At 69.9% G+C, this 22,863-nt stretch carries 18 protein-coding genes; 12 read left to right on the forward strand and 6 right to left on the reverse strand.

Going from position 1 to position 22,863, the window contains the following annotated elements; all coding sequences use genetic code 11:
- The first annotated feature begins 185 nt into the window (after positions 1-185).
- The 5 genes from ACIQI8_RS36815 to ACIQI8_RS36835 all read left to right on the forward strand — a co-directional run bounded on the left by ACIQI8_RS36815 (position 186) and on the right by ACIQI8_RS36835 (position 6,544).
- The gene (locus ACIQI8_RS36815) at positions 186-1,823 is read left to right on the forward strand and encodes an ABC transporter substrate-binding protein (protein ID WP_402360691.1); all 1,638 of its coding nucleotides are present in this window, start codon (positions 186-188) and stop codon (positions 1,821-1,823) included.
- Positions 1,824-1,826: 3 nt separating this feature from the next.
- Complete coding sequence (locus tag ACIQI8_RS36820; RefSeq protein ID WP_402360694.1) at positions 1,827-2,786, forward strand: ABC transporter permease; 960 nt, start codon at positions 1,827-1,829, stop codon at positions 2,784-2,786.
- A complete protein-coding gene (locus tag ACIQI8_RS36825; protein ID WP_402360697.1) occupies positions 2,783-3,709 on the forward strand; it encodes an ABC transporter permease in 927 nt (308 codons plus the stop codon). Before ACIQI8_RS36820 ends, ACIQI8_RS36825 begins: the two co-directional genes overlap by 4 nt.
- Positions 3,691-5,493: a dipeptide ABC transporter ATP-binding protein gene (locus ACIQI8_RS36830; RefSeq protein WP_402360700.1), complete on the forward strand. Its 1,803-nt coding sequence runs from the start codon at positions 3,691-3,693 to the stop codon at positions 5,491-5,493. The genes ACIQI8_RS36825 and ACIQI8_RS36830 overlap by 19 nt, the downstream gene beginning before the upstream one ends.
- Before the next feature lie 172 nt (positions 5,494-5,665).
- A complete protein-coding gene (locus tag ACIQI8_RS36835; protein ID WP_402360703.1) occupies positions 5,666-6,544 on the forward strand; it encodes a helix-turn-helix transcriptional regulator in 879 nt (292 codons plus the stop codon).
- Positions 6,545-6,578: 34 nt separating this feature from the next.
- Here ACIQI8_RS36835 and ACIQI8_RS36840 read toward each other — a convergent pair whose 3' ends face one another.
- Positions 6,579-7,040 (reverse strand): MarR family winged helix-turn-helix transcriptional regulator, encoded by a 462-nt coding sequence (locus ACIQI8_RS36840; protein WP_402360706.1) that lies wholly within the window; start codon positions 7,038-7,040, stop codon positions 6,579-6,581.
- Positions 7,041-7,215: 175 nt separating this feature from the next.
- Here ACIQI8_RS36840 and ACIQI8_RS36845 point away from each other — a divergent pair, with 175 nt between their 5' ends.
- The 3 genes from ACIQI8_RS36845 to ACIQI8_RS36855 all read left to right on the forward strand — a co-directional run bounded on the left by ACIQI8_RS36845 (position 7,216) and on the right by ACIQI8_RS36855 (position 9,616).
- Positions 7,216-8,055 carry an SDR family NAD(P)-dependent oxidoreductase gene (locus ACIQI8_RS36845; RefSeq protein WP_402360709.1) on the forward strand — a complete coding sequence of 280 codons (840 nt, stop codon included), beginning with the start codon at positions 7,216-7,218 and terminating at the stop codon, positions 8,053-8,055.
- Positions 8,056-8,133: 78 nt separating this feature from the next.
- The gene (locus ACIQI8_RS36850; RefSeq protein WP_402360712.1) at positions 8,134-8,916 is read left to right on the forward strand and encodes an SDR family oxidoreductase; all 783 of its coding nucleotides are present in this window, start codon (positions 8,134-8,136) and stop codon (positions 8,914-8,916) included.
- A gap of 148 nt (positions 8,917-9,064) precedes the next feature.
- Entirely contained in the window at positions 9,065-9,616 is a 552-nt protein-coding gene (locus tag ACIQI8_RS36855; protein ID WP_402360715.1) for a dinucleotide-binding protein, read from the forward strand.
- 44 nt (positions 9,617-9,660) lie between these two features.
- On the opposite strand, the gene ACIQI8_RS36860 is transcribed toward ACIQI8_RS36855, so the two are convergent.
- Entirely contained in the window at positions 9,661-10,500 is an 840-nt protein-coding gene (locus ACIQI8_RS36860) for a GntR family transcriptional regulator (protein WP_402360718.1), read from the reverse strand.
- 271 nt (positions 10,501-10,771) lie between these two features.
- Between ACIQI8_RS36860 and ACIQI8_RS36865 the strand changes: the two genes are divergently transcribed.
- Complete coding sequence (locus tag ACIQI8_RS36865; protein ID WP_402360720.1) at positions 10,772-12,304, forward strand: beta-N-acetylhexosaminidase; 1,533 nt, start codon at positions 10,772-10,774, stop codon at positions 12,302-12,304.
- Between the two features lie 84 nt (positions 12,305-12,388).
- Positions 12,389-13,816, forward strand: coding sequence for a cellulose binding domain-containing protein (locus ACIQI8_RS36870; protein ID WP_402360723.1), 1,428 nt, complete (start codon positions 12,389-12,391; stop codon positions 13,814-13,816).
- A gap of 98 nt (positions 13,817-13,914) precedes the next feature.
- On the opposite strand, the gene ACIQI8_RS36875 is transcribed toward ACIQI8_RS36870, so the two are convergent.
- Positions 13,915-16,803, reverse strand: a complete 2,889-nt coding sequence (locus tag ACIQI8_RS36875; RefSeq protein ID WP_402360726.1) for an MGH1-like glycoside hydrolase domain-containing protein — start codon at positions 16,801-16,803, stop codon at positions 13,915-13,917.
- A gap of 352 nt (positions 16,804-17,155) precedes the next feature.
- Here ACIQI8_RS36875 and ACIQI8_RS36880 point away from each other — a divergent pair, with 352 nt between their 5' ends.
- Complete coding sequence (locus tag ACIQI8_RS36880; protein WP_402360729.1) at positions 17,156-18,985, forward strand: glycoside hydrolase family 76 protein; 1,830 nt, start codon at positions 17,156-17,158, stop codon at positions 18,983-18,985.
- On the opposite strand, the gene ACIQI8_RS36885 is transcribed toward ACIQI8_RS36880, so the two are convergent.
- From ACIQI8_RS36885 to ACIQI8_RS36895, 3 genes are all read right to left on the reverse strand, one after another.
- A complete protein-coding gene (locus ACIQI8_RS36885; RefSeq protein WP_402360732.1) occupies positions 18,966-20,369 on the reverse strand; it encodes an amidohydrolase family protein in 1,404 nt (467 codons plus the stop codon). The genes ACIQI8_RS36880 and ACIQI8_RS36885 overlap by 20 nt on opposite strands.
- Positions 20,370-20,539: 170 nt before the next feature.
- Positions 20,540-21,280 carry an FG-GAP repeat domain-containing protein gene (locus ACIQI8_RS36890; protein WP_402360735.1) on the reverse strand — a complete coding sequence of 247 codons (741 nt, stop codon included), beginning with the start codon at positions 21,278-21,280 and terminating at the stop codon, positions 20,540-20,542.
- A gap of 200 nt (positions 21,281-21,480) precedes the next feature.
- A complete protein-coding gene (locus ACIQI8_RS36895; protein WP_402360738.1) occupies positions 21,481-21,747 on the reverse strand; it encodes an Atu4866 domain-containing protein in 267 nt (88 codons plus the stop codon).
- A gap of 205 nt (positions 21,748-21,952) precedes the next feature.
- Between ACIQI8_RS36895 and ACIQI8_RS36900 the strand changes: the two genes are divergently transcribed.
- On the forward strand, positions 21,953-22,858 hold the full coding sequence (locus ACIQI8_RS36900) for an AraC family transcriptional regulator N-terminal domain-containing protein (RefSeq protein ID WP_402360741.1): 906 nt from the start codon (positions 21,953-21,955) through the stop codon (positions 22,856-22,858).
- Positions 22,859-22,863: the final 5 nt, after the last annotated feature.

A 22,863-nucleotide genomic window follows, 5' to 3' on the forward strand; every position in this document is an offset into this window, starting at 1 on the left:
CGTCGCAGCCGACCGCCCCGACCACGTCCGTCCGACGTCCGTCGCGGCCCGTAGGCATTCCCGCCTGACTTCCTGAACTGCACTGCCCCGTCATCGGCGTTGCGCCGACCGGTGCGGCCTGCCCGCGCGCGGTCGCGATCCCCCGGGGGGGCACACGCGTAGTGACACGAGTAGGAGCACCCTCCGTGACAGCACATCCGGATTTCCGACCCACCCGGTGGGCGGCACTGGCCGCCCTCCTGACCACCAGCGTCCTTCTGACCGCCTGCGGCTCCGGCGGCGACGGCTCGGACAGCGGCAGCGGCAGCGGCAGCGGCAGCGGCCCGGCGAAGTCCGGTGGCTCCTTGACCTTCGCGGTGGGCTCCGACGCCGGCTGCGTGGACCCGCAGCAGGTGGCCAGCAACGACACCATCTACTCGGTGCGGCAGATCGTGGACTCCCTCACCGACCAGGACCCGCAGACCGGCAAGATCGTGCCGTGGCTGGCGAAGAGCTGGGACATCAGCTCCGACGCGACGACGTTCACCTTCCATCTCCGATCGGGTGTCACCTTCAGTGACGGGTCCAGGCTGACCGCGCAGGTGGTCAAGGACAACTTCGACGCGGTCCCGAAGCTGGGTGCCCTCGGCACTCTCGCCGAGGGCTATCTGAGTGGCGTCAAGAGCACCACCGTGGTCGACCCGCTCACCGTCAAGGTGACCTTCCAGCAGCCCAACGCCCAGTTCCTGCAGGCCACTTCGACGCACTCGCTGGGCATCGAGTCCTCTGCGAGCGCGAAGAGGACCCCGCAGCAGAAGTGCAGCGAGGGAGTGGTCGGCTCCGGGCCCTTCGTCCTGAAGCAGTACGTCCAGAACCAGTCGATCACCCTGGCCAAGCGCACGGGTTACACCTGGGGTTCCTCGCTGTGGAGCAAGAAGGGCGAGGCCTATCTCGACAAGCTGGTGTTCAAGGTGGTGCCCGAGGCGGGCGTGCGGGCCGGCAGCCTCCAGTCCGGTCAGGTGGACGCGATCAGCAGCGTCGGCAAGGCCAACGAGGCGGCGCTGAAGGGCGGCCCGGTGACCCTGGCGCGACGGGCCAATCCCGGTGCGGTGTTCAACCTGGCGCTCAACAACTCCCGGCCGGCCCTCAAGGACGTCAAGGTGCGGCAGGCGATCCAGTACGCCGTCAACCGGCAGGAGATCGCCGACGCCGTCTTCCCCACCGGCACCCATCCGGCCACCAGCATCCTGGCGCGCACCACACCGGACTACGAGGACCTGGGCAGCGACCTCGGGTTCGACGCGGCCAAGGCCAAGTCACTGCTGGACTCGGCCGGTTGGAAGACGGGTGGCGACGGCATCCGCACGAAGGGCGGCGCCAAGCTGAGCCTGACCGTCAAGTGGTTCGCCAACGCGGCCACCAACCAGCCGGCGCTGGAACTGATCCAGCAGCAGCTCAAGGCCGTCGGCATCGACGTGGTGCTCAAGGAGTTGCAGATCTCCCAGATCGCGACCGTGCAGCAGAGCGGTGACTTCGACGGCCTGTGGGGGAACCTCACCCGGGCCGACCCCGACATCCTGCGCACGCTGTACTCCACCGGGTTGGCCAACACCTACCGCCTCCCGAAGAGCTCGCTGGACACGGCGCTGACCCGGCAGGCGGCCACGACCGACGCGGCCAAGCGGAAGGAACTGGCCGGAACGGCACAGCAGTTGATCGTGACGAACGCGTACGTCGTACCCGTGGTGGAGCTGCAGACCCAGCTGGGCGTGTCGACGAAGGTGCACAACCTGGACTTCGACGCCTCCAGCCGGATCCAGCTGCACGACACCTGGATCGGTTAGATCGTGCGCGGCTATGTGATCAAGCGCGTCGCGCAGGCGATCGGTGTGCTGTGGGCGGCGTACACGGTGTCGTTCCTGGTGCTGGACTTCCTGCCCGGTGACCCGGTCTCGGCGATGGCCGGGGCCGGGGCGGACTCCGGGCAGGTCGATCCGGCCCAACTCGCCGCGCTGCGCCACCAGTACGGCTTCGACAAGCCGGTCCTGGCGCAGTACGCCGACTACCTCGGCAAGGCGGTCCGCGGTGACTTCGGCGACGCGGTCTCCACCGGCCGGCCGGTGACCTCGACGCTCGCGGACGCGCTGCCCCAGACACTGCAGTTGACCGGTGCCGCGCTGCTGCTCGCGGTGGTCCTCGGCGGCGGTCTGGCCATACTGGCCACCTACACCTCGCAGCGCTGGCTGCGCCAACTGCTGCTGTCCTTGCCGCCGTTGGGAGTGTCCGTACCGACGTTCTGGACCGGCCTGCTGCTCGTCGAGACCTTCTCCTTCCGGTTGCACTGGTTTCCGGCCTTCGGCAACGACGGACTGCGCGGGCTGGTCCTGCCGGCCGTGACGCTGGCGATCCCGACCGGTGCGCAGGTGGCTCAGGTGCTGGCCAAGAGCCTGCTCACCGCGCTGGACCAGGCCTATGTGGAGACCGCGCGCGCCAAGGGCGCCGGCCGGTGGCGGGTCCATCTGCGGCACGCCCTGCGCAACGCGTCGCTGCCGGCGCTGACCGTCGTAGGACTGCTGGTCGGGCAGTTGATCGCGGGTTCGGTGGTCGTCGAGACGGTGTTCTCGCGGGACGGCCTCGGCCGGGTGACGGCCGCCGCGGTCACGGCCCAGGACATCCCACTGGTCCAGGGGGTGGTGGTGTTCGGGGCACTGATCTTCGTGGTGACGAACCTGGTCGTCGACCTCGTGTATCCGCTGCTGGACCCGCGGATCGTGGTGGCCTCGGGCCGGAAGGCGGGATTCGCATGAGCCAGGGTCTGATCGACGACGCCGCCGGCGCCAGGCTCGGCCTCCCGGCCCGGCCGGTGGAACCGGAAACCGGCCCCGCACCGGGGCGTGGCGTGGGCCTGCGACGGATCGGCCGGTTCCTGGTGCGCCGACCGGGACTGCTGCTGTCGGTCCTGATCGTCGTCCTGGTGGTGCTCGCCTCGTTCTGGCCGGACCTGTTCACCTCGAAGGATCCGCTGAAGGGCGTGCCGTCGGAGAACTTCCGCGGTCCCGACGGCGCGCACTGGTTCGGCACCGACGAACTGGGCCGCGATGTGTTCTCCAGGGTGGTCCACGGCGCCCAACTGTCGCTCAAGGCAACCCTCATCGCGGTCGCGGTCGCCTTCGTGGTCGGCAGTCTGATCGGACTGGTCGCCGGGTTCGTCGGACGCTGGGTCGACGACGTGCTGATGCGCTTCGTCGACGTCCTGCTGTCGATCCCCGCGCTGTTCCTGTCCCTGGCCCTGGTCACCGCGCTGGGCTACGGCACGGTGAAAGTGGCGGTCGCGGTCGGCATCGCCAGCGTCGCGAGCTTCGCGCGGGTGACGCGGGCGGAAGTGCTGCGGGTACGGCAGGCGGTCTTCGTCGAGGCCTCCCGCTCGTGCGGAGCCCGCTGGTACTCGGTGCTCGGCCGGCACGTACTGCCCAACGCGGTGGGCCCGGTGATCGTCCTTGCCACCCTCGACTTCGGCTCCTCGATCCTCGCCGTGTCGGCCCTGAGCTTCCTCGGCTACGGCGCCCCGCCCCCGGCACCCGAGTGGGGCACGCTGATCTCCGACGGCCGCAACTACCTCGCCAACGCCTGGTGGTTGACGGCACTGCCCGGACTGGCGATCGCGGCGACCGTACTGGCCACCAACCGCATCGCACGCGCGCTGGACGGCGAATGGTCGCGGCAGCGATGAGCGGCGACGCGACGAACACACCTGGAACGGACAAGGACTTGAGTACGAAACCCGACTTGAGTACGGCACCGGCCTTGAGTACGACACCGGACCTGAATACGACGCCGAGCAGCGATCCAGGCCCCGGACAGGGCGCCGCGCTGGAGATACGCGGCCTGTCGGTGTCGTACCGCACCCGCGGTGGCATCGTGCGCGCGGTGCGGGACGTCGATCTTGACGTGCGGCCGGGTGAAGTGACCGCGGTGGTGGGCGAGTCGGGGTCCGGCAAGAGCACCACCGCGCATGCGATCACCCGGCTCCTGGCAGCGAACGCCAGTATCGACAGCGGCACGATCCGCTTCGGCCGGCACGACCTCACCGCGCTGTCCGAGGCGGAGCTGCGCACCGTGCGCGGCGCGCAGATCGGCCTGGTGCCCCAGGACCCGTCGGTGTCGCTCAACCCGGTCAAACGCATCGGCGAGCAGGTCGCCGAGGTCCTGCGCATCCACGGGCTGGCGACCCGCCGCTCCGCGCCGACGGAGGCGATCGGCATCCTGGACCGGGCAGGTCTGCCCGACGCGGCCACCCGGGCCCGGCAGTACCCGCACGAACTCTCCGGCGGCATGCGGCAACGCGCCCTGATCGCCGTCGCCATCGCCGCGAACCCCAAGCTGATCATCGCCGACGAGCCGACCAGCGCGCTCGACGTCACCGTGCAGCGCGTCATCCTCGACCATCTCCAGCACCTCACCGAGGAGTCGGGCACCGCGATCCTGCTGGTGACCCACGATCTGGGGGTCGCCGCCGACCGGGCACAGCGGCTGGTCGTCATGTCGCAGGGGCGGGTCGTGGAGGCCGGTCCGACCCGTGACGTCCTCGCCGATCCCCAACACGATTACACCCAGAGGCTGTTGGCGAGCGCGCCGAGCCTGGCCACCGCCCGCGCGAGTGTCCCGGCCGCAGCGCCCGCGGCCATCGAGGGGACACGACTGGTCGAAGTCCGCAACGCGGTCAAGGAGTTCCGGCTCCCCCGCGCGGACGGCGAGTCCCGGACCCTGCGCGCGGTGGACGACGTCAGCTTCACCCTGCACCGCGGCCGGACGCTGGCCCTGGTCGGCGAGTCCGGTTCGGGGAAGTCCACCACCGCCCGGCTGGTGCTACGTCTGACCGACGCGACCGACGGACACATCCTGTTCGACGGCGCCGACATCACGACCGCCCGGGGCGCGCAGGCGCGCCAACTGCGCCGCCGGGCCCAGCACGTCTACCAGAACCCGTACGCCTCGCTCGACCCCCGCTTCTCCATCGGCGAGGTGATCACCGAGCCGCTGCGCGCGTTCAGGGTCGGCGACCGCGCCTCCCGGCTCGCCCGCGCCCGCGACCTGCTCGACCGGGTCGCGCTGCCCGCATCGACGCTGGAGCGCCGGCCGGCGGAACTGTCGGGCGGGCAGCGCCAGCGCGTGGCGATCGCCCGTGCCCTCGCGCTCTCCCCGGACCTGGTCGTGTGCGACGAGCCGGTGTCCGCGCTCGACGTCTCCGTCCAGGCCCAAGTCCTTGACCTGCTGGCCGAGTTGCAGGCCGACACGGGCGTGGCGTACCTGTTCATCTCGCACGACCTGGCCGTCGTACGCCAGATCGCGCACCAGGTGGCGGTCATGCGGGCCGGCCGCATCGTGGAGGTCGGCGCGCCCGAGGACCTGTTCACACACCCCGAGCACGAGTACACCCGTGAACTGCTCGCGGCGATCCCCGGCCGCGGACCCGGGGGTGACGCTCCTTCGGCGCGGTTGGAGGCCGCGCGATGAGGTCCGGACCGGCCGGCGCCCCCCACGACGTCGATCTGCCCTGACCACGCGGCCGGGGCGGCCCTGAGGCGAACGTCGGGGCGGCTCCGCGGCGATGTCCGCACCATCCTGGGTGTAACGCACCCACCGTCCGCAGCCCTTATCCAGGCGTTCTCTGCCTAGCCTCGAAGGCATGTACAAGGACACGCCCCCTGACTCCGTTGAAGGGCTGGGTCAGTTTCTCCGCTCCCGCAGGGAACGCATCACTCCCGCCGACGCGGGGCTGCCCACCACGGGCCGCCGCAGGGTGCCCGGACTTCGGCGCGACGAGGTCGCGGCGCTGGCGGGGGTCAGTCCGGGCTACTACAGCCGCCTTGAGCAGGGCCGCGAACTCACCCCCTCGGTCCGGGTGCTGGACGCCATGGCCCGCGTGCTGCGGCTGGCGGACGAGGAGCGCAGGGAGCTGTTCCGGCTGGCGCGGCCGGCGGGTCGTCGGACGAAGCCGCCCTCCCGGGTCGAGCGGGTCCGCCCGCATCTGCGGCAGCTGATCGAGAGCTGGACCGGGACACCGGCCTTCGTCATCGGCCACGCCCAGGACCTGCTGGCCACCAACGCCCTGGCCGACGCCCTCTACCGGGACTTCGCCCAGCACGACAACGTGCTGCGCATGCTCTTCCTGGACCCCGCGGCGAAGACCTTCTACCGGAGCCCGGAGCGGGCCAAGCATCGCGCGGTCGCCGATCTTCAGCAGACCGCCGCGAGTACGCCCGAGGATCCCCGCATCCTTGAGCTGGTCGGCGAACTGTCCGTGCGCAGCGGCGAGTTCCGCTCGCTGTGGGCGCGTGAGTACACACGGGTCCCGCCCTACGAGGTCAAGCGGATGCACCATTCCGTGGTGGGCGACCTGGAGCTGCGGCACGAGGCCCTGGCCATCCGCAGCGCGCCGGGGCAGCAGCTGATCATTCTGCAGGCGGAGCCGGGGTCGCCCTCGGCGGACGGCCTGGCCCTGCTGGGTTCCGTCAGCGCGTCCGAGGGACCGCACCAGCAGAATCGAGCGCGCGGAACCCACTAAGATCGCGGGCTTTCCCGGGCATTCCCTCCGACTGTCAGGAATTCTCTTCGACAGCACCCAGTATTCGGTCCAGAACATCACCGAAAACACGTATCTCGTCGGGTGCCAGCGGATCGAAAACGAGTCGTCGCACAGTCTCCACATGCGCGGGCGCGGCGGCCTCGATCGCGTCCCGGCCCTTTTCCGTGATGCGCACCATCGAGCCACGGGCATCGTCGACGCAGGCCTCGCGCGTGACGAGGCCGCGCTTCTCCATGCGGCTGATCTGGTGGGACAGCCGGCTGCGCTCCCAGTCGACCTCGGAGCCCAGCTCCCGCGCCCGCAGCACGCCGTCGGCGGACTCCGACAGGGGCGCCAGGAGCGCGTAGTCGGCCGCCGACAGCCCCGAATCCCGCAGCAACTGCTGCTCCTGGGCCCGTTGCAGCTCGCGGCGCACCCTGCGGTACTTGGCCCAGACCTCGGCCTGGTCAGGGGTGAGCCATCGAGGTTCGGACATGGCCTCACCGTAGCAGATTGTTGACATGTCACCGACTGCGCGGACCGTCGCCCGTGCCTGGGTGTGGGACACCCAGGAAAACCGCTGCCTTCATAGCTCCACGGCCAAGGGACAGACTCATTTACGTCAACAGGAAAATCCCCCGCCGGGGGAAGCGACGAAAGAGGTTTTTCCCATGGCTACGTGGTTTGTCACCGGCGCCTCCCGTGGAATCGGCGCGGAAATCGCCCGCGCCGCACTGGCCGGCGGTAACAATGTCGTGGTCGCCGTGCGAAATCCGGAGCGGGTGCCCGACGATCTCAAGAAGTCCGACCAGGTCTTCGCGGTCGCCCTGGACGTCACGGACAACGACAGCATCCCGCGGGCGGTCGAGGCCGCCGTGGAGCGCTTCGGCGGTATCGACGTCCTGGTGAACAACGCCGGCCGCGGTCTGCTCGGCGCGCTGGAGGAGATCAGTGACGCGGAGGCCCGCTCACTGTTCGACCTCAACGTCTTCGGCCTGATCAACGTCACCCGCGCCGTCCTGCCCGTGATGCGCGAGCAGGGTTCCGGCAAGCTCGTGCACATCGGTTCCCGCTCGGGCTTCGAGGGCGAGCCCGGTGTCAGCCTGTACTCCGCGTCCAAGTTCGCGGTCGCCGGTATCAGTGAGGCGCTCTCCGCCGAGATGGCGCCGTTCGGGATCCAGTCGATGGTGGTCGAACCGGGCGTCTTCCGCACCGACTTCCTCGACTCCAGCTCACTCTCCGTTGCCGCGACGCGCATCGCCGACTACGACGACACCCCCGCGCACGTCACGCTGGACTGGATCGACCGCGCCAACCACGCCCAGCTCGGTGACCCGGTCCGGGGCGCGGCGCTCATCGTCGAGGTCGCCGGCACCGAGAAGCTGCCCACGCACCTCTACCTGGGCCGCGACACCCTGGAGCGGCTGGACGTCAAGTACCGGCAGGTGCAGGACGATCTGGCCCCGTGGCGCGAGAAGTCCGCGGCCACCGCGCACGACGACGCCGCCTGACGCATGCCGTAGCGCCCCTGACACACCGTCAATCCCACCATCGAACATCGCTGTTCGCATCCAAGAGATCGAGGTTTTGTGATGTCTGCCGCCCTGCTCACCGGCACCCCCCTGTCCGGCCGCGTCGCCGTCGTCTCCGGCGCCTCCAGCGGTATGGGTGCCGTCACCGCCGAACGCCTCGCCGAACTCGGCGCCACCGTCGTCGTACTGGCCCGACGCAAGGAGCGTCTTGACGGTGTGGTCAAGAACATCGAGGCCGCCGGCGGCACCGCGCTCGCCCTGGCCGTCGACGTGACCGACCGTGCCGCCGTCCAGGCCGCCGCCGATCAGGTCGCCGAGCGCTTCGGCAAGGCCGACCTGGTGTTCAACAATGCCGGTGTCCAACTCATCTCCGGCATCGAGGAGTTGAAGGTCGACGACTGGCAGCGCCAGATCGACCTCAACATCAGCGGCCTGATGCACGTGATCGCCGCGTTCCTCCCCCACCTGACGGACTCCGCCGCCGCGGGCAGGCCGGCCGACCTGATCAACACCTCGTCGATCGCGGCCACCCGCATCCTGACGAAGTTCTCGGTCTACTCCGGCACCAAGGCCTACATCAGCCACCTCACCCGGCTGCTGCGGACCGAGCTCGGCCCGAAGATGGTCCGCGTGGCCACCATCGAGCCCGGCATGGTCGACACCGAGCTCCCCGACCACGTCACGGACCCCGACGCCTCAAAGCTGATGGCCGACCTCATCCACGACATCGACGTGCTGCAGAGCGCCGACGTCGCCGAGACCGTCGCCTTCATGGCCGCCGTACCGCGCCACGTCAACCTCACCGAGATCACCATCCTGCCCACCGCGCAGGCCGTCTGAGATCCGTCCCGTACGGGTCCCGTCAGGGCGGGGGAGGAACAGCCGGGTGCTGCTCCTCCCCCGCCCCGGCGGCATTGGTTGACACGACAACATCCCTGGTGTTTTGTTGATACGTCAATGAAACTCCCGGCGGACCGGAGGGCCCGGCATGAACATCACGGTGATCGGACGAGGACATGTCGGCGGCGGCCTGGCCCGGCTCTGGGAGAAGGCCGGGCATCAGGTCAGGACGCTGGGGCGGGACGGGGGCGACGCCTCGGACGCCGATGTGGTGGTCGTGGCCGTCCCGGGCACCCTCATCGCCGAGGCGCTCCAGGGCGTCACCGGGCTCGACGGCCAGGTGACCATTGACGCGACCAACCTCTACGCAGACCGCGACGAGGCCTTCCCCTCGCTCGCGCACCAGGTCAAGTCGATCATCGGCGGTCCCACCGCGAAGTCGTTCAACACGGTCTTCGCCGCCTCGTACGACCAGATCGGCACCCAGCGCGTCACTCCGAGCAACCTGTACGCGGCCGAGCCGGACGCGAAGGACATCACCGCGCGGCTCATCAGCGACACCGGCTTCGACCCGGTCTACGTCGGTGACCTCGACCCGGGAGCACGGCTGCTGGAGGACAGCTCCGGACTGGCCCGCGCGATCGCCGGTGACATCGGCGGACCCTACTTCTACCGCTACGGCCGCCCCGGAGAGCTGTAGTCAACCTCCCCCGGAACCGTAACCACCGCCCGCCCAGCGGCAGTTCACTGCGCCGACTGGATGTCCCCCCGCGTGGACGACGCGATCGTGTCGCGGTGGGCGAAGTCGCCCGGGGGGATGCCGGGGTGGTGGCCGAGCCGGTCCGCCGGCTCCGCGACCGAGGGGCCGAGGGTGAGCCGGGAGACGATGCGGTAGCGGTCGCCTCGGTAGATCGAGTGGACGTACTCGACGGGCCGGCCCGCGGTGTCCGTGGTGAGCCGCTCGAAGAGCAGGGCCGGGGACAGCTCGGGCACGTCGAGCAGTTCGGCCTCGGCCCGGGTGACGACCGTCGGCTCGATCGCCTGGACGGCCTCATGGGCGTGCACGCCGTGCTGTTCGCGCAGGTGCTCGTACAGGTCGCCCGTCTCCAGCTCCCGGGCGGACAGCGTGGGGACCAGGTCGGCCTTGATGTGCAGGTGCTCGACGGCCATCGGGGCGCCGTCGACCAGTCGCAGCCGGGCCACGTACACGATGTCGGCGGCCGGGGAGATGCGCAGCTTGCGGCCGACGCGCGCGCCCGCCGGGATGGTGGTGAACTCCAGCAGGCGGCTCGACCAGGTCCCGGCGGCCTGAGGAACCGTCATGGTCTGTCGGCCGGCGACCAGTTCCTGCGTGATCTTCTCGGGCGCCACGAACATGCCGCGCCCGTGTTCCCGTATCAGCAGGCCCGCCACGACGAGTTCGTCGACCGCCGCGCGCAGGGTCGGGCGAGAGACGCCGAGTTGGGCGCAGAGGGAACGCTCGGAGGGGATCGCGTCCCCCGGGCGGTGCGACTCGACGAGGTCGAGGATGAAGTCGCGAACACGTTCGCGCTTGAGCACCGCACCTGGTTCGTCGGCCTTCATGTCGCAACTCCCTCGTGCACGGAATCCCCAGTTAACCACTTGACCAGTGGTCACCCGCAATCGCCCTGCCGGCCGGGGAAGTGTAACCACCACCGAGCGGTGATCGTCCGGATCTCGACCGACCCGCATGCCAAATCCCTTCGCAGTACGAGGGGTTGACGCGTGTATTGGTCTATGCCACCTTCATCCCCACATCAAGAGGTGAGCTGTCCAGTGGACTTCACTGGTCAGGTGGTCAAGTCCCCCGCGACCCCGTTTCCGGAGACGATCCATGCCTGCACACCGGTCCGTCCTCACCCTCGTCCCCCGCCCCGCAAAGACCGTGCTGCGGCCCGGGTACTTCACGCTCGACGCCGACACCGAACTCAGCATCGGCGCGGGCACCGAACCGGCCGCACAGCTGCTGCGCACTCTGCTCGCCCCCGCCACCGGACTGGCCCTGCGACCGTCCCCGAACGGTCAGCTGAAGCTGGCGATCGACGCCGGCCTCGGCACGCTGGGCGAGGAGGGATACGTCCTCACCGTCGCCCCGTACGCCGTGCTGCTGCGCGCAGCGCACCTCACCGGTCTGCTGCGCGGGATTCAGACGATCCGTCAACTCCTGCCGCCGCAAGCCCTGTCGGAGACTCCGCAGGGCGATACGCCGTGGCTGCTGCCGTGCTCCGAGATCACCGACCACCCCCGTCACCCCTGGCGGGGCGCGATGCTGGACGTGGCCCGTCACTTCCAGCCCGTCTCCTATCTGCGCCGGTACGTCGACCTGTTGGCCCTGCACAAGATCAGCGTGTTCCATCTGCATCTCACCGACGACCAGGGCTGGCGCATGCCGGTCTCCGCCCGGCCCAAGCTCACCGAGATCGGCGGCCGTCGCGCCGAGACCCAGCAGGGCCCGGCCGGCACCGGCAGGTACGACGGCCTCCCGCACACCGGGTCGTACACGCGGGCAGAACTGACCGGTCTGGTCCGGTACGCGGCGGCGCGCGGTGTCACCGTCATGCCGGAGATAGAGATGCCCGGACATGTACGGGCCGCCCTGGCCGCCTACCCCGAACTGGGCAACGACCCGGACCGCGCCCTCGACGTCTGGACGCGCTGGGGCGTGTGCGACACCGTCCTCGGGGTCCACGACGAGGTCCTCGACTTCTGCCGCACCGTCCTCGACGAGGTCATGGACGTCTTCCCCTCCCCGTACATCCACATCGGCGGCGAGGAGTGCCCCACCACCGAGTGGAAGCACAGTGCCGCCGCACGCCGACGAGCCGCCGCCGAAGGCCTGTCGAACCCCGAGTCCCTGCACGGCTGGTTCCTCGGGCAGATCGGCGAGTTCCTGGTCCGGCGCGGTCGCAGGCCGGTCGGCTGGGCCGAGACCGGTGCCGAACTGCCCCTGGATTTCACGGTGATGACCTGGCGCGACGCGTCCCACACCCTCAACGCCGCCCGCCGCGGCCATCCGGTCATCAACGCGTACCACCGGGCCACCTACCTCGACCACGCCCAGTCCGAGGACCCCCACGAGCCGCCTGCCCAGCCCGGCACGGTCGTCGATCTGCGTGCGGTCCATGCCCACGACCCCGTGCCCGAGGACGCGGACCCGGACGTGGCCGGGCGGGTGCTCGGCACCCAGGCCCAGTTGTGGACGGAGTTCGTCACCACGCCCGCCCACATCGAGTACCTCACCTACCCGCGCCTGTGCGCCCTCGCCGACCGCTCCTGGAGCGGCGCGACCGAGTGGCCCGACTTCCGCTCCCGCCTCGGCGCGCACACCGCCCGGCTCGACGCGCTCGGCGTCAACCGCCACCCCTGAGAGCGACCCCGGAGACCACCTCAAGCACCGCTCCTGACCTGTCCGTTCCGGGAATCACCCCCACCTTTCTGGAGAGGAACAACGATGAGACTCACCAAGAACCGGCTGCGCGCCACCGCGTCCGCCGCCGTGGCGGTCGCCCTGGGCGCCGCCGCGCTGACCGCACTCCCGGCCACCGCGAGCGCGGCCGGCGACGGACTCAGCGTCCAGTACCGCACGAGCGCCACCGGAGCCACCGCCGACCAGGCGGAGCCCTGGTTCAAGGTGAGGAACACCGGTACCACCACGGTGCAGTTGGCGAACGTCAGGATCCGCTACTACTTCAAGGCGGACTCGGCGAGCGCGGCCTACCGCTTCGCCTGTTCCTGGGCCGTGAAGGGCTGCGCCAACGTCACGGGAACCTTCGGCACCCTCGCCAACCCGACCGCCACGGCCGACCGTTACCTGGAGATCGGCTTCACCTCCGGCGCCGGCTCGCTCGCCCCGGGCGCCGACACCGGTGACATGCAACTGCGCTTCTACCAGTCCAACTGGGCCTCGCTGAAGCAGAGCGACGACTACTCCTTCGGCGCCTCGCAGACCTCGTACGGCGACTGGTCCAAAGTCACGGCGCAGCTGGCAGGCGCCACCCTGTGGGGCCAGGCTCCGGCGGGCAACGACCCGACGAACCCGCCCACGGACCCGCCGACCGACCCGCCGGCGAGCGGCGCCACACTGTTCGACGACTTCAACTACACCGGCTACAGCGACCCGAGGATCTCCTCGCACGGCTGGAGCGTGCGCTCCAACTCCGGCGGCCCCGGCGTCTCCGGTGCCACCTGGGCGCCCGACAAGGTCACCTTCGCCACCACGAGCGGCAACTCCATCATGAACCTGGAGACCTCGACCTCCGGCACCGGCGAGAGCACCAAGCAGACCGAAGTCCTCACCAACGCGCGGAAGTTCAAGAACGGCACCTACGCGGCCCGGGTCAAGTTCAACGACGCGCCCAAGTACGGTCCGGACGGCGACCACCTCGTCCAGACGTTCTTCACCATCAACGACCTCACGGCGCCGATGGCGGACGACTACGCCGAGTACGACTTCGAGTACCTGCCCAACGGCGGCTGGGGCGAGCCGTCCAACATCCTCTACACGACGTCCTGGGAGACCTACCAGGCCGACCCGTGGGTGGCGGTCAACCAGCACACCGAGGGCCGGCAGAGCTACAACGGCTGGCACGACCTGGTGCTGACCATCGACAACAGCTCCATCAAGTACTACATCGACGGGCAGCTGTTCGGCACGCACGACGCCGCGTATCTGCCGGAGCGGCCGATGTCGATCAACTTCAACCAGTGGCTCATCGACTTCGGCGGCCTGAGCAGCTCCACCGCGCGGGCCTACGACCAGCAGGTCGACTACGTCCTGCACGTCAAGGACCAGGTCCTCACGCCGGCCCAGGTCGCCGCCAAGGTGACGGCGTACCGGGGCGCAGGCACCACGTTCGAGGACACCGTGCCGGCCAGCTGACCTGCCGACGTGTTGACCTGTTGACCTGTTGACCGAGGAAGGGACCGGCCACCGACGCCGTTGTCGATGACCGGTCCCTTCGTCATCCCCTCAGGGGGTCAGGAGGTCAGGTAGCAGCCCTTTCTTACGCCGGGCAGCGGGTCCGTGCCGCCGAATACCGCCGTCGAGCAACTCGCGCTACCGGTAAGGGCCTTGTAGACGAAGGCGCCTCTCGCGCCGTAGGCGACGGTCCGCTGTCCGCCGAAGGAACAGGTCCCGGCTTCGTCGGCGCAGGCGGTGCCGTAGCCGACCGGGCCGCCGGTGGCGGTGTAGCAGGCCTTCGACTCACCGGAGATGGGGTCGCCGAACACGGCGTCGGTGCACGGGGTGTCGCCGGTGGCGGTGATCTTCGCGAACGCCCCGAAGGCGCCGTACATCACCGGCTGTCCCGCCACGACCGCACAAGTTCCGTTCTGCGAAGCGCACTTGGTCCAGCCGCCGGCCGGCGCTCCGTCGGGTGGCAGGTAACAGGACTTGGCGACACCGTCGACGGGATCGCCGAAGTGGGCGTTGGAGCAGTCCACGGAGCCCTTGGTGACCTGGTGGACGAAGTTGCCGTTGGCACCGTAGGCGACATCGCGGTTGTAGCCCGGGACGGCGCAGGTGCCGCCCTCGGCCGCGCACGCGGTGTATCCGGGCGGGCCGCCCACGTCGGCGACGTAGCAGGACTTGACGAGATTCTCCGCCGGGTCGCCGCCGAAGGAGTCGTTGCCGCAACTGGCGCTGCCGGTCACCGTCTTGTAGACGTAGGTCCCGGCCCCGTAGGCCACCGAGCGGGTGCCACTGAAGGAGCAGGTGCCGCCCTCGCCCGCGCACCGGGTGAAGCCGGGACGCAACGCACCGGTGCCGGGGTCGGCGGGCGGTGCCGGGTTGCCCAGGCCGGTGGCGGCCACGGTGTAGCTGCCGGGGGCGACGCCGGTGAAGTAAACGTAGGTGTCGTCCTGGCTCGCGCCGGTGATGCCGGAGGTGGGCGTGAAGGTTCCGTCGCGCCATACGGCGGCGCCGTTCACGGTCACCGTGATGTTGCCGCCGCCGAACTTCGGCACGCCGATGCGGCCGGTGGAGCCGGACGGACTGGTCAGGTGGGCCGCGTAGGTGCCGGCGGCCGGGTCGCGGGACCAGGAGGCGTTGACCGCGCCCTGGGGCATGGTGATGCGGCCCTCGGCGCTGGTCAGGTCGCCGGGGTGCGGGACGAAGCGGTAGGCGCCGGTCGGCGACTCGGGTGCGGTGCCCAGCACGTCGAAGGTGAGCGTCGAGGTGGGCGCGGTGGACCAGCCATGGGCCAGGCTCATGAACGAACCGCCGTACGCCAGACCGCCGTCGGCCTTGACGCCCTCCCAGAAGGTGCTCCTGGTGCCGATGTCGGTGGTCAGCATGTGACCCCAGGTGCGGCGGATCTGGTCCAGGGCGGTGTAGTCGTCGTTGGCCGTGAAGCGGGCGTTGAGCTCCATGCCCCCGGCGAAGGGGGAAACGTTGCCACCCCACTCAGGAGTGGCGGGGCCGTAGATGCCCCAGTTCTTGCCGAGCCCGGCAATGACGCTCTTCGACTTGGCGGCGGAGTCGGTCAACCCGTACCAGACGGCGAGGGAGTTGCCGTCCTGCGGATACAGACCGCTGGTGGGGTTGTCCTTGTACATGCCCTTCGCGGCGTCCCACAGCAGGGAGTTGGCCGCGGACTTGATGGCGGCGGCCTTGCTGTTCCAGCTCGCGGCGAGCGCGCTGTCGCCCTCGGCCGTGGCGAGTGTGGCACCGCCCCTGAGCGCCGCGTACAGCAGCGCGTTGGCGGAGATGTTCTCGCCGCCCTGACCGACCCGGGCCCAGTCCTGGGTGCGGGTCACGTTGAGCAGGTTGTTGCCGTCGATCTTGTTGGTGATGAAGGCCATCCCGCGCTTGTAGTCGGCCCATTCGGAGTCCAGCCATGCCCGGTCGGCGGTGTAGGTGTAGTACGTGGACGTCCCCAGCAGGGTCCAGGTGTGGTAGGTGTCCGAGCCGGTGAGGTTGAACGGCGGACCCGACCAAGGGATTTCACCCGCCGCCGACTGCGCGTTGAACATCGTGGTCAGCGCGTTGCGGGTCGAGACGAGGTCGTTGGAGTACGCGTACTGCGTGGGTACGGCGATGCCCATGTCGCCCGGCCACACCGTGCGGTCGCGCTTGGCGCCGTCGACCAGGACCGAGTCGCCCACGCCGACGGTCGCGCCGTTGTCCCATGCCGAGGACGGCGGGGGCCAGGCGCGGCCCTGGTTGGAGGCGATGGTGTTGAGCTGCACGGTGTACGCACCGGCGTACCAGATGCGGTTGAGCAGCTCGTCGCTGGAGGAGAAGTAGTTGGCGTAGTCCGCCGGGTTGGCCTTGCCCGGAGCCGCGGTGAAGTTGAGGCTGACGCCCTTGAGGTCGACCCAGCCCGAGGTGTCCAGGAAGACGGTCAAGTAGCGGAAGCCGCCCCGCTGTTGAGCGGTCGGGACCGTGTAGGTGCCGTTCGCGGAGGCCGTCGTGTAGAGCGCGCCGTCCTCGCCGTCGCGTCCGCTGCTGCGGTCGCTGTTGTTGCCCACGTACAGGGACGACTCGCTGAAGGCCAGGCCGACCCGCTGGCCGCCGTCGCTCGTACTACCGAAGGACAACGTTGTCACACCACCGACCTCTTTGCCGAAGTCGAGGGTGATGGCCGACTGCGAGCCGGAGATCCGCGTCGACTGACCGTTGAGGACGTTCTGCGGATTCGCGACGCTGCCGGACGTGCGGTAGATCGCGGTCGGCTTGACGGTGCGCGAGGTCGGCGAGTAGTTCGGGGCGGCAACGGCCGCCGGGCGCACGTCCGTTGCGGACGTCGAGGTGGCCGCGGAGGTGGCGGGCGCGGGAGCCGTGAGCAGTGCGGCGGCCACGACTGCGGCGAGGCCGAGCGCGCGCGGTGGATGGGATCGGATCAGCAGGGGGCGGCGGCGCCGCATGGGTACCTCCCGGGTCCGGATGAGGGATGAGGTGTTTGAATCGATTCAAAATTTTGCCGACCAAGGTCGGGAGTTCATGAAGCAGTGGATGTGCGAGGCGCCTCGCCGAAGTTCCACCGATGATGTGCGCCCCGCAACGGGGTGTCAACCCGTCACAGCCGGTGTGAACCACCCCTGGAATCACTCTCGTTGGAGACATTGACAGCACCCCACCGAGCCGGTTCACTGCCTCCCTACAGGTATGGACCAGTGCCCCTTTCTCCTGGCTCAGTGAGACCCGACCGGCGTCCCCCCACTCTGAAATCGAGGCGAGTTCCCGGTGTCCTCACACAGATTCGACATCGTTGTCAGAATGCGGCTCCTCACCTTCCTGCTGCCGGCCGCCCTCGCGTTCGCGGCCCTCGTCCCGGCCGCGTCACCCGCGTCCGCCGCGACCCAGGTGTGCGTGCTGTCCTGCGACACACTGGACCCTTCGCAGGCTGTACAGGAAACGTTTCCAGTGCCGAACAAGGACCTCAACGGCCGACGCCTCGAACTGCACGTGTCCGACGCCGACGACATGGCCTGGGCCAGCATCGACAACGCCGTGACCGGCGACTGGGTGTGGCTGGACCGTTCCTGGGACGGCGGCGCCACCTGGGAAGGACTGCTCGGCAAGGCGAGTGTCCCGAGCTCCTGGACCGGCACCAGGACGCTGATGCACAACATCACCGACCCGCGCAACCACCGCCGCGGACTGGTCCGGGCCTGCGGCGACGCGGCCGGCGTCGGCTGCACGAACTGGGCCTACCCCACCGTCTGCGACACCCTCTGCGACGGTACGAGCGCGGGCCAGGCGGCCGGCGACGACCAGCCAGTGCCCTCAACGACCTTGTACGGCCGCACGATCCGGCTGCACGTCGACCAGAAGAACGCGATGGCCTGGGCGAGCATCGAGTCCGGTGGCGCCGGTGACGAGATCTGGCTCGACCGCTCCTGGGACGGCGGCTCGACCTGGCCGGACGGCTCCTCCCGCGGCCGTACCAGCACCCCGTCCGGCGCCACCGGCACCCGTACCGCCCTGTACGCGACCCGCGACCCGCGCGGTCTCCTCTACGGCGGCGCGGTCCGGGCGTGCGGCCGGGAGGCGAGCCACAACGAGGGCAGCTGCACCGCGTGGGTCAGGCCCGTGCCGACCAGGGCGCGCGCCGCGGCGGACGCGCTGATGGCCTCGTACGACCCCTACAACGGCTGGTGGCCGAGCAGTTGGTGGAACTCCGCCGCCACGCTCACCTCCCTCATCGACTTCGCGAAGACCACGGGCACGCACGACTACGACTGGGTCATCGCGCGCACCTTCGACCGGAACAAGGGTGTCTTCGCGGCCGGCACGCGCAGTTCGGACGCGATCGAGGGGCACTTCATCAGCCGTGCCATCGACGACTCGGCCTGGTGGGCCATCGCGTGGCTCGACGCGTACGACTACACCGGCGACTCCCGGTATCTCAACGAGGCGGTCACCATTGCCAATTACGTCCAGCAGTACTGGGACACCGGCAGTTGTGGTGGTGGCGTGTGGTGGGACCGTGAGCGCACGTACAAGAACGCGGTGACCAACGGGCAGTACCTGTGGCTGACCACGGCCCTGCACCAGCGCATCCCTGGCGACACGGTGTGGCTCCAACGGGCGAAGACGTCGGCCGCCTGGTACCGGTCCAGCGGGATGATCGACTCGGCGGGTCTGGTGAACGACGGACTGACCTCGTCCTGCGCCAACAACGGCTCCACCGTGTGGAGTTACAACCAGGGACTGGCCATCGGCGGTTTCACCGAACTGTGGCGGACGACCGGGGACGGTTCCTACCTGACCACCGCCCGCACGCTGGCCGATGCCGCCATCTCCAGCTCGCGGTTGACCGTCGGCGGGGTGCTCACCGAGTCCTGTGACGTCGGCTCGGCGTCCTGCGACGACAACCAGAAGCAGTTCAAGGGCATCTTCATGCGGCACTTCGCCGACCTCGCGAAGGCCACCGGTGCCGCTGCCTACCAGAACTACGTCCAGAAGCAGGCGGACACGCTGTGGGCGCGAGACCGCAGCTCGCTCAACGCCCTCGGTCAGCGATGGGCGGGCACCAGCCCCAACCAGACCGACTGGCGTACGCAGGCGAGTGCGCTCGGGGCGCTCACGGCTGCGTCGAACTGAGCACGTAGCTGCGGGAGGCGCTGACCTCGGCGCGCAGGGCGGGGAGGTTCACGTCGAGAACCTCCCCGTTCCACTTGCGGGGGCGGCCGTTGACCAGGACGGCGGTGATGTTGCGGGCGTCGGAGCCCAACACCAGTGTGCCGATCGGGTCGTTGAGGGGCATGTTGTTCAAGTCCTCGGCCTGGACGACCACCAGGTCGGCCTTCTTGCCGGGGGTGAGGGAGCCGGTGACGTCGCCGAGGCCGTTGGTGCGCGCGCCCTGGAGGGTGGCGAAGTCCAGGACGTCGTGCGTGGTGATGCGGGAGAGGCCGCCGCCCGTGCCGTACGCGGCGTTGACCGCGCGCATCCGCTGGATCGCGAGCAGGGCCCGCATCTGCGTGAACAGGTCGCTCGCGAGGGCGACTTCGACGTCGATGCTCAGGCCGGGGCGGATGCCGACGGCGAGTGCCTCGTCCACTGCGGGGATCGCCGTCTCCAGGCCGATCTGCGCGTCGGAGGTGGGGGCGAGGGCGACCGTGGTGCCCGACTCCCCCATCGCCCTCCACGCCTCGGCGGTCAGGCCGGTGGCGTGGATGAGGGTGACGTCGGGGCCGAGGATGCCGTGCTCGGCCCAGGACAGCACGGCTTCCGAGGATGCCTTGCCGAAGACCGCGTCGACGCTGACGCCGATGCCCAAGTCAGCCGCGGTGCGGGCGAGTTCGGGGCCGTAGGCGAGGGCCGGTCCGGCGATCTCGTCGGTGGCCAGCGTCGCCAGGCGGAGGGTGAGCAACTGGTCGTCGCTGCCGAAGTACCGGTCCTTGAGGCGCGTCAGGTCGGCCGGCCACTGGCGGTCCCACTCCCCGAAGTGCGGGCCCATGGAGGCGTGGACGCCCCGGATGCCGGTGTCGCGCAGGGCCTCGATCGCCGCGTCGGAGTGCTCGCGGGTACGGGAGTTGTGGGAGAAGTCGAGCATGGTGGTGATGCCGCTGTCGAGCGCGGTCAGGGCCGCCAGCTTCGTACCGATGTACATGTCTTCCGGGCGGTAGACGGTGGCGTAGCCGGCGAGCGTGGTCATCACGTAGCCGCCGAGGTCGTCGACGTCGGGCATGATCCGGCGCAACTGGGCTTCCCACGCGTGCCGGTGGGTGTCGACGAAACCGGGAGCCAGGATCGTCCCGGAGGCGTCGACGACCACCGCGCCCGCCACGGTCTCCGCGCCCAGGCCCGGCCCGATCGCGGCGATGGTGTCGCCCTCGACGAGCAGGTCGCCGTTGTGGAGGATGCCCAGCTCCGGGTCCATCGTGACGACGGTCGCGCCGGTGAAGAGGATGCGCCGACGCGGGTCGGTGGACCGGCGTCGGAGTTGTTCGAGAAGGCCGGCGCTGGTGGTGTCGTTGGCGTTCATGAGGGGCCCCTTTCGGGAGGCGCTGAGACTGGGCCGAGTGGCTTGTGGACCCAGCCTCGATCAGCGCGACGGCCGCAACCAGGCCGCCGTTTCCCTAGGTGTGGCGCACCCAGGCAGGTGGTGCGAGTCCTCGGCGGACTCCCTGCATCCCGGTACCGCCCATCACCACCTCATCCCTGGCCGTCGGCCTTCCCGCACTTCGGGTAGAACGTGCTCAGGCCGTCGGGAGGCAGGGTGATCGGTCTGCTCGCGTACACGTGCTTGGTGTATCCCGCCGAGTCCTCGGACGTATCGGTGAGGCCCGTGTCCGCGCTGCCGAGGCGGGCTTCCGTCTGGTAGACGCCGTCGCCGTTGTAGGAGAACACCGCGAGGTCGGGGTGGGAGTCGTGGTTGAAGTCGGCCACGGAGACCCCACGGGTCTCTACGAGGTCGAGCTTCCGGGTCCGCTGTCCCCGGCCGGAGGCGGAGAAGGGACCCGACACCAGCTTGGCCACCTTCGGCTTGATCGCGTCGTCGCCCTGCTTCTGCCCGGTCGCCACGACGGCCAGGTCGCTCCACCCGTCGCCGTCGAAGTCGGCGACCGCCCCCACCACGTCCTTCTCCCCGCCGCCGGAGCCACCGACCAGCTTCCGCACCCCGACCGGCTTCCCGTAGCCGGCCTTCTCGCCGAACTGCACGGTCAGTCGCGCACCGGTGCGGGAGGGATCGGAGACGCGGTCGGTTCGACCGTCGCCGTCGATGTCGGCCGACAGGTCCCCGGACGACATCACGCACGAGGGGACCGCGGGCTTGCCCGAGGGACTTGGCGGCGCCCCCGCCTCGGAGTCGCCACAGGCGCCGAGCAGAACGGCCGCCGTCGCCAGGGCGGCCGCCCGCACGAACAGCTGCGCACGCCTCGTGGGATGGCTCATTACTCGCATACCGGCGACAAGTACCTCTCGAACCACGGGAGATAAACGGACGAAGGTCCGAGCCTAAGGGGTGTCGTCGCGAGAGGCCGCTGACGCCGAGCAGCAGCAGCCGTTCGCTGACGCCCGTGCGGCGCGACAGCCGGCCCATCGCCAGCATGCCGACGGACACGACGACGATCAGTTCCAGGCTCTCCATGACGTCACCCCCGGGGGCCGGCGCCCTCCCGGTACAGGACGAGGTGCTCGTGGAAGAGCACGCCGTCCCGGACGTCACCGGTCGCGGTGAAGCCGGTGTCGTCGACGTAGTCGATGTGGTTGCCGGTGACGGTGTAGCTGCCGGTGTAGGCACTCGGCCGATTGCCCCGGGCCTCGTCGTAGCGCCCGTTCGGGAGGAGTTCCTGCCGGATGTGCCCGTCCGCCGTCACCCACATGCCGACGAAGGGGTGAGGTGTCGCGTTCGTGTTCATGGCTCCACGCTCGCGGCCCGGCGCCCTGGCAACCAGGCCACGGTTCTCGCAGGAGCCGCGTTCCTGGGAGTACGACACCCACCCTCCGGAAGGCGCGCCACTCGCCCTCCGCAGTGCGCGCCCGCCCCGCGACGATGCTCCCCCGTCCTTGCACGATCCTCCCGCTCGCGGGACTCAGGGCCCGCAATCGTGCTGCACTGTCCCCATGCACCTCGAAGAGCTCCGCACCCTGCTGGACCGGCATGCCCGGCCCGACTGGACCACCGCCATCGACGGGGTGCTCATCTCGAAGGTCGACCGGTCGGATCCGCCGGCGCCGTCGACGTCAGGGACGGTCCTGGCGGTCATCGCGCAGGGCGCCAAACGCCTGGCGCTGGGTGATCGGGTGTTCGAGTACCACGCCGGGCAGTACCTGGTCGCGTCGGTCGACCTGCCCGTCACCGGGCAGTTCACGAGGGCCGACCCCGAGCATCCCGCACTGGGGTTCGGCCTCACGCTGGAGCCGTCCGCCGTCGCCGAGCTGCTGCTCCTGGCCGGGGCGGGCGACGCGCCCCGGACCGCCGGGGCCGCCTCGTCGGGGATCTACGTCAGTGACGCCCCGGACGCACTGCTGGACGCGGTGGTCCGGTTGCTGCGCCTGCTCGACGAGCCCCGCGACCGGGCCGTGCTGGCCCCGCTGGTCAAGCGCGAGATCCTGTGGCGCCTGATCACCGGTGAGCAGGGCGCGACGGTACGCCAACTCGGCCTCGCCGACAGCAGTCTCAGCCATGTCTCCCGGGCCGTGCGCTGGATCCGCGAGCACTACGCGCAGCCCTTCCGGGTCGAGGACGTGGCGCGACTGTCCGGTATGAGCGTCTCCGCCTTCTACCGCAACTTCCAGGCGGTCACCGCGATGAGCCCCATCCAGTTCCAGAAGCAGATCAGATTGCAGGAGGCCCGGCTGCTGCTCGCCACCCACCCGGGCGATGTCACCGGCGTCGGCCACCGCGTCGGCTACGACAACCCGTCGCAGTTCAGCCGCGAGTACCGCCGCCAGTTCGGCGCGCCCCCGAGCCAGGACGCGGCCCGCCTGCGCCACGCGGCGCGCTCCCCCGCGGGCGCCCTTCCGTGAACTCT

Source organism: Streptomyces sp. NPDC092369, assembly GCF_044755245.1.
Lineage (GTDB): Bacteria > Actinomycetota > Actinomycetes > Streptomycetales > Streptomycetaceae > Streptomyces.

Bases quoted from the DNA above. Each gene is read 5' to 3' on its own strand.
- ACIQI8_RS36895 (WP_402360738.1), bottom strand. From the start codon at position 21,747: ATGAACACGAACGCGACACCTCACCCCTTCGTCGGCATGTGGGTGACG.
- ACIQI8_RS36875 (WP_402360726.1), bottom strand. From the start codon at position 16,803: ATGCGGCGCCGCCGCCCCCTGCTGATCCGATCCCATCCACCGCGCGCG.
- ACIQI8_RS36860 (WP_402360718.1), bottom strand. From the start codon at position 10,500: ATGAAGGCCGACGAACCAGGTGCGGTGCTCAAGCGCGAACGTGTTCGC.
- ACIQI8_RS36865 (WP_402360720.1), top strand. From the start codon at position 10,772: ATGCCTGCACACCGGTCCGTCCTCACCCTCGTCCCCCGCCCCGCAAAG.
- ACIQI8_RS36835 (WP_402360703.1), top strand. From the start codon at position 5,666: ATGTACAAGGACACGCCCCCTGACTCCGTTGAAGGGCTGGGTCAGTTT.
- ACIQI8_RS36845 (WP_402360709.1), top strand. From the start codon at position 7,216: ATGGCTACGTGGTTTGTCACCGGCGCCTCCCGTGGAATCGGCGCGGAA.
- ACIQI8_RS36890 (WP_402360735.1), bottom strand. From the start codon at position 21,280: ATGAGCCATCCCACGAGGCGTGCGCAGCTGTTCGTGCGGGCGGCCGCC.
- ACIQI8_RS36825 (WP_402360697.1), top strand. From the start codon at position 2,783: ATGAGCCAGGGTCTGATCGACGACGCCGCCGGCGCCAGGCTCGGCCTC.
- ACIQI8_RS36855 (WP_402360715.1), top strand. From the start codon at position 9,065: ATGAACATCACGGTGATCGGACGAGGACATGTCGGCGGCGGCCTGGCC.
- ACIQI8_RS36900 (WP_402360741.1), top strand. From the start codon at position 21,953: ATGCACCTCGAAGAGCTCCGCACCCTGCTGGACCGGCATGCCCGGCCC.
- ACIQI8_RS36830 (WP_402360700.1), top strand. From the start codon at position 3,691: ATGGTCGCGGCAGCGATGAGCGGCGACGCGACGAACACACCTGGAACG.
- ACIQI8_RS36885 (WP_402360732.1), bottom strand. From the start codon at position 20,369: ATGAACGCCAACGACACCACCAGCGCCGGCCTTCTCGAACAACTCCGA.
- ACIQI8_RS36880 (WP_402360729.1), top strand. From the start codon at position 17,156: ATGCGGCTCCTCACCTTCCTGCTGCCGGCCGCCCTCGCGTTCGCGGCC.
- ACIQI8_RS36840 (WP_402360706.1), bottom strand. From the start codon at position 7,040: ATGTCCGAACCTCGATGGCTCACCCCTGACCAGGCCGAGGTCTGGGCC.
- ACIQI8_RS36870 (WP_402360723.1), top strand. From the start codon at position 12,389: ATGAGACTCACCAAGAACCGGCTGCGCGCCACCGCGTCCGCCGCCGTG.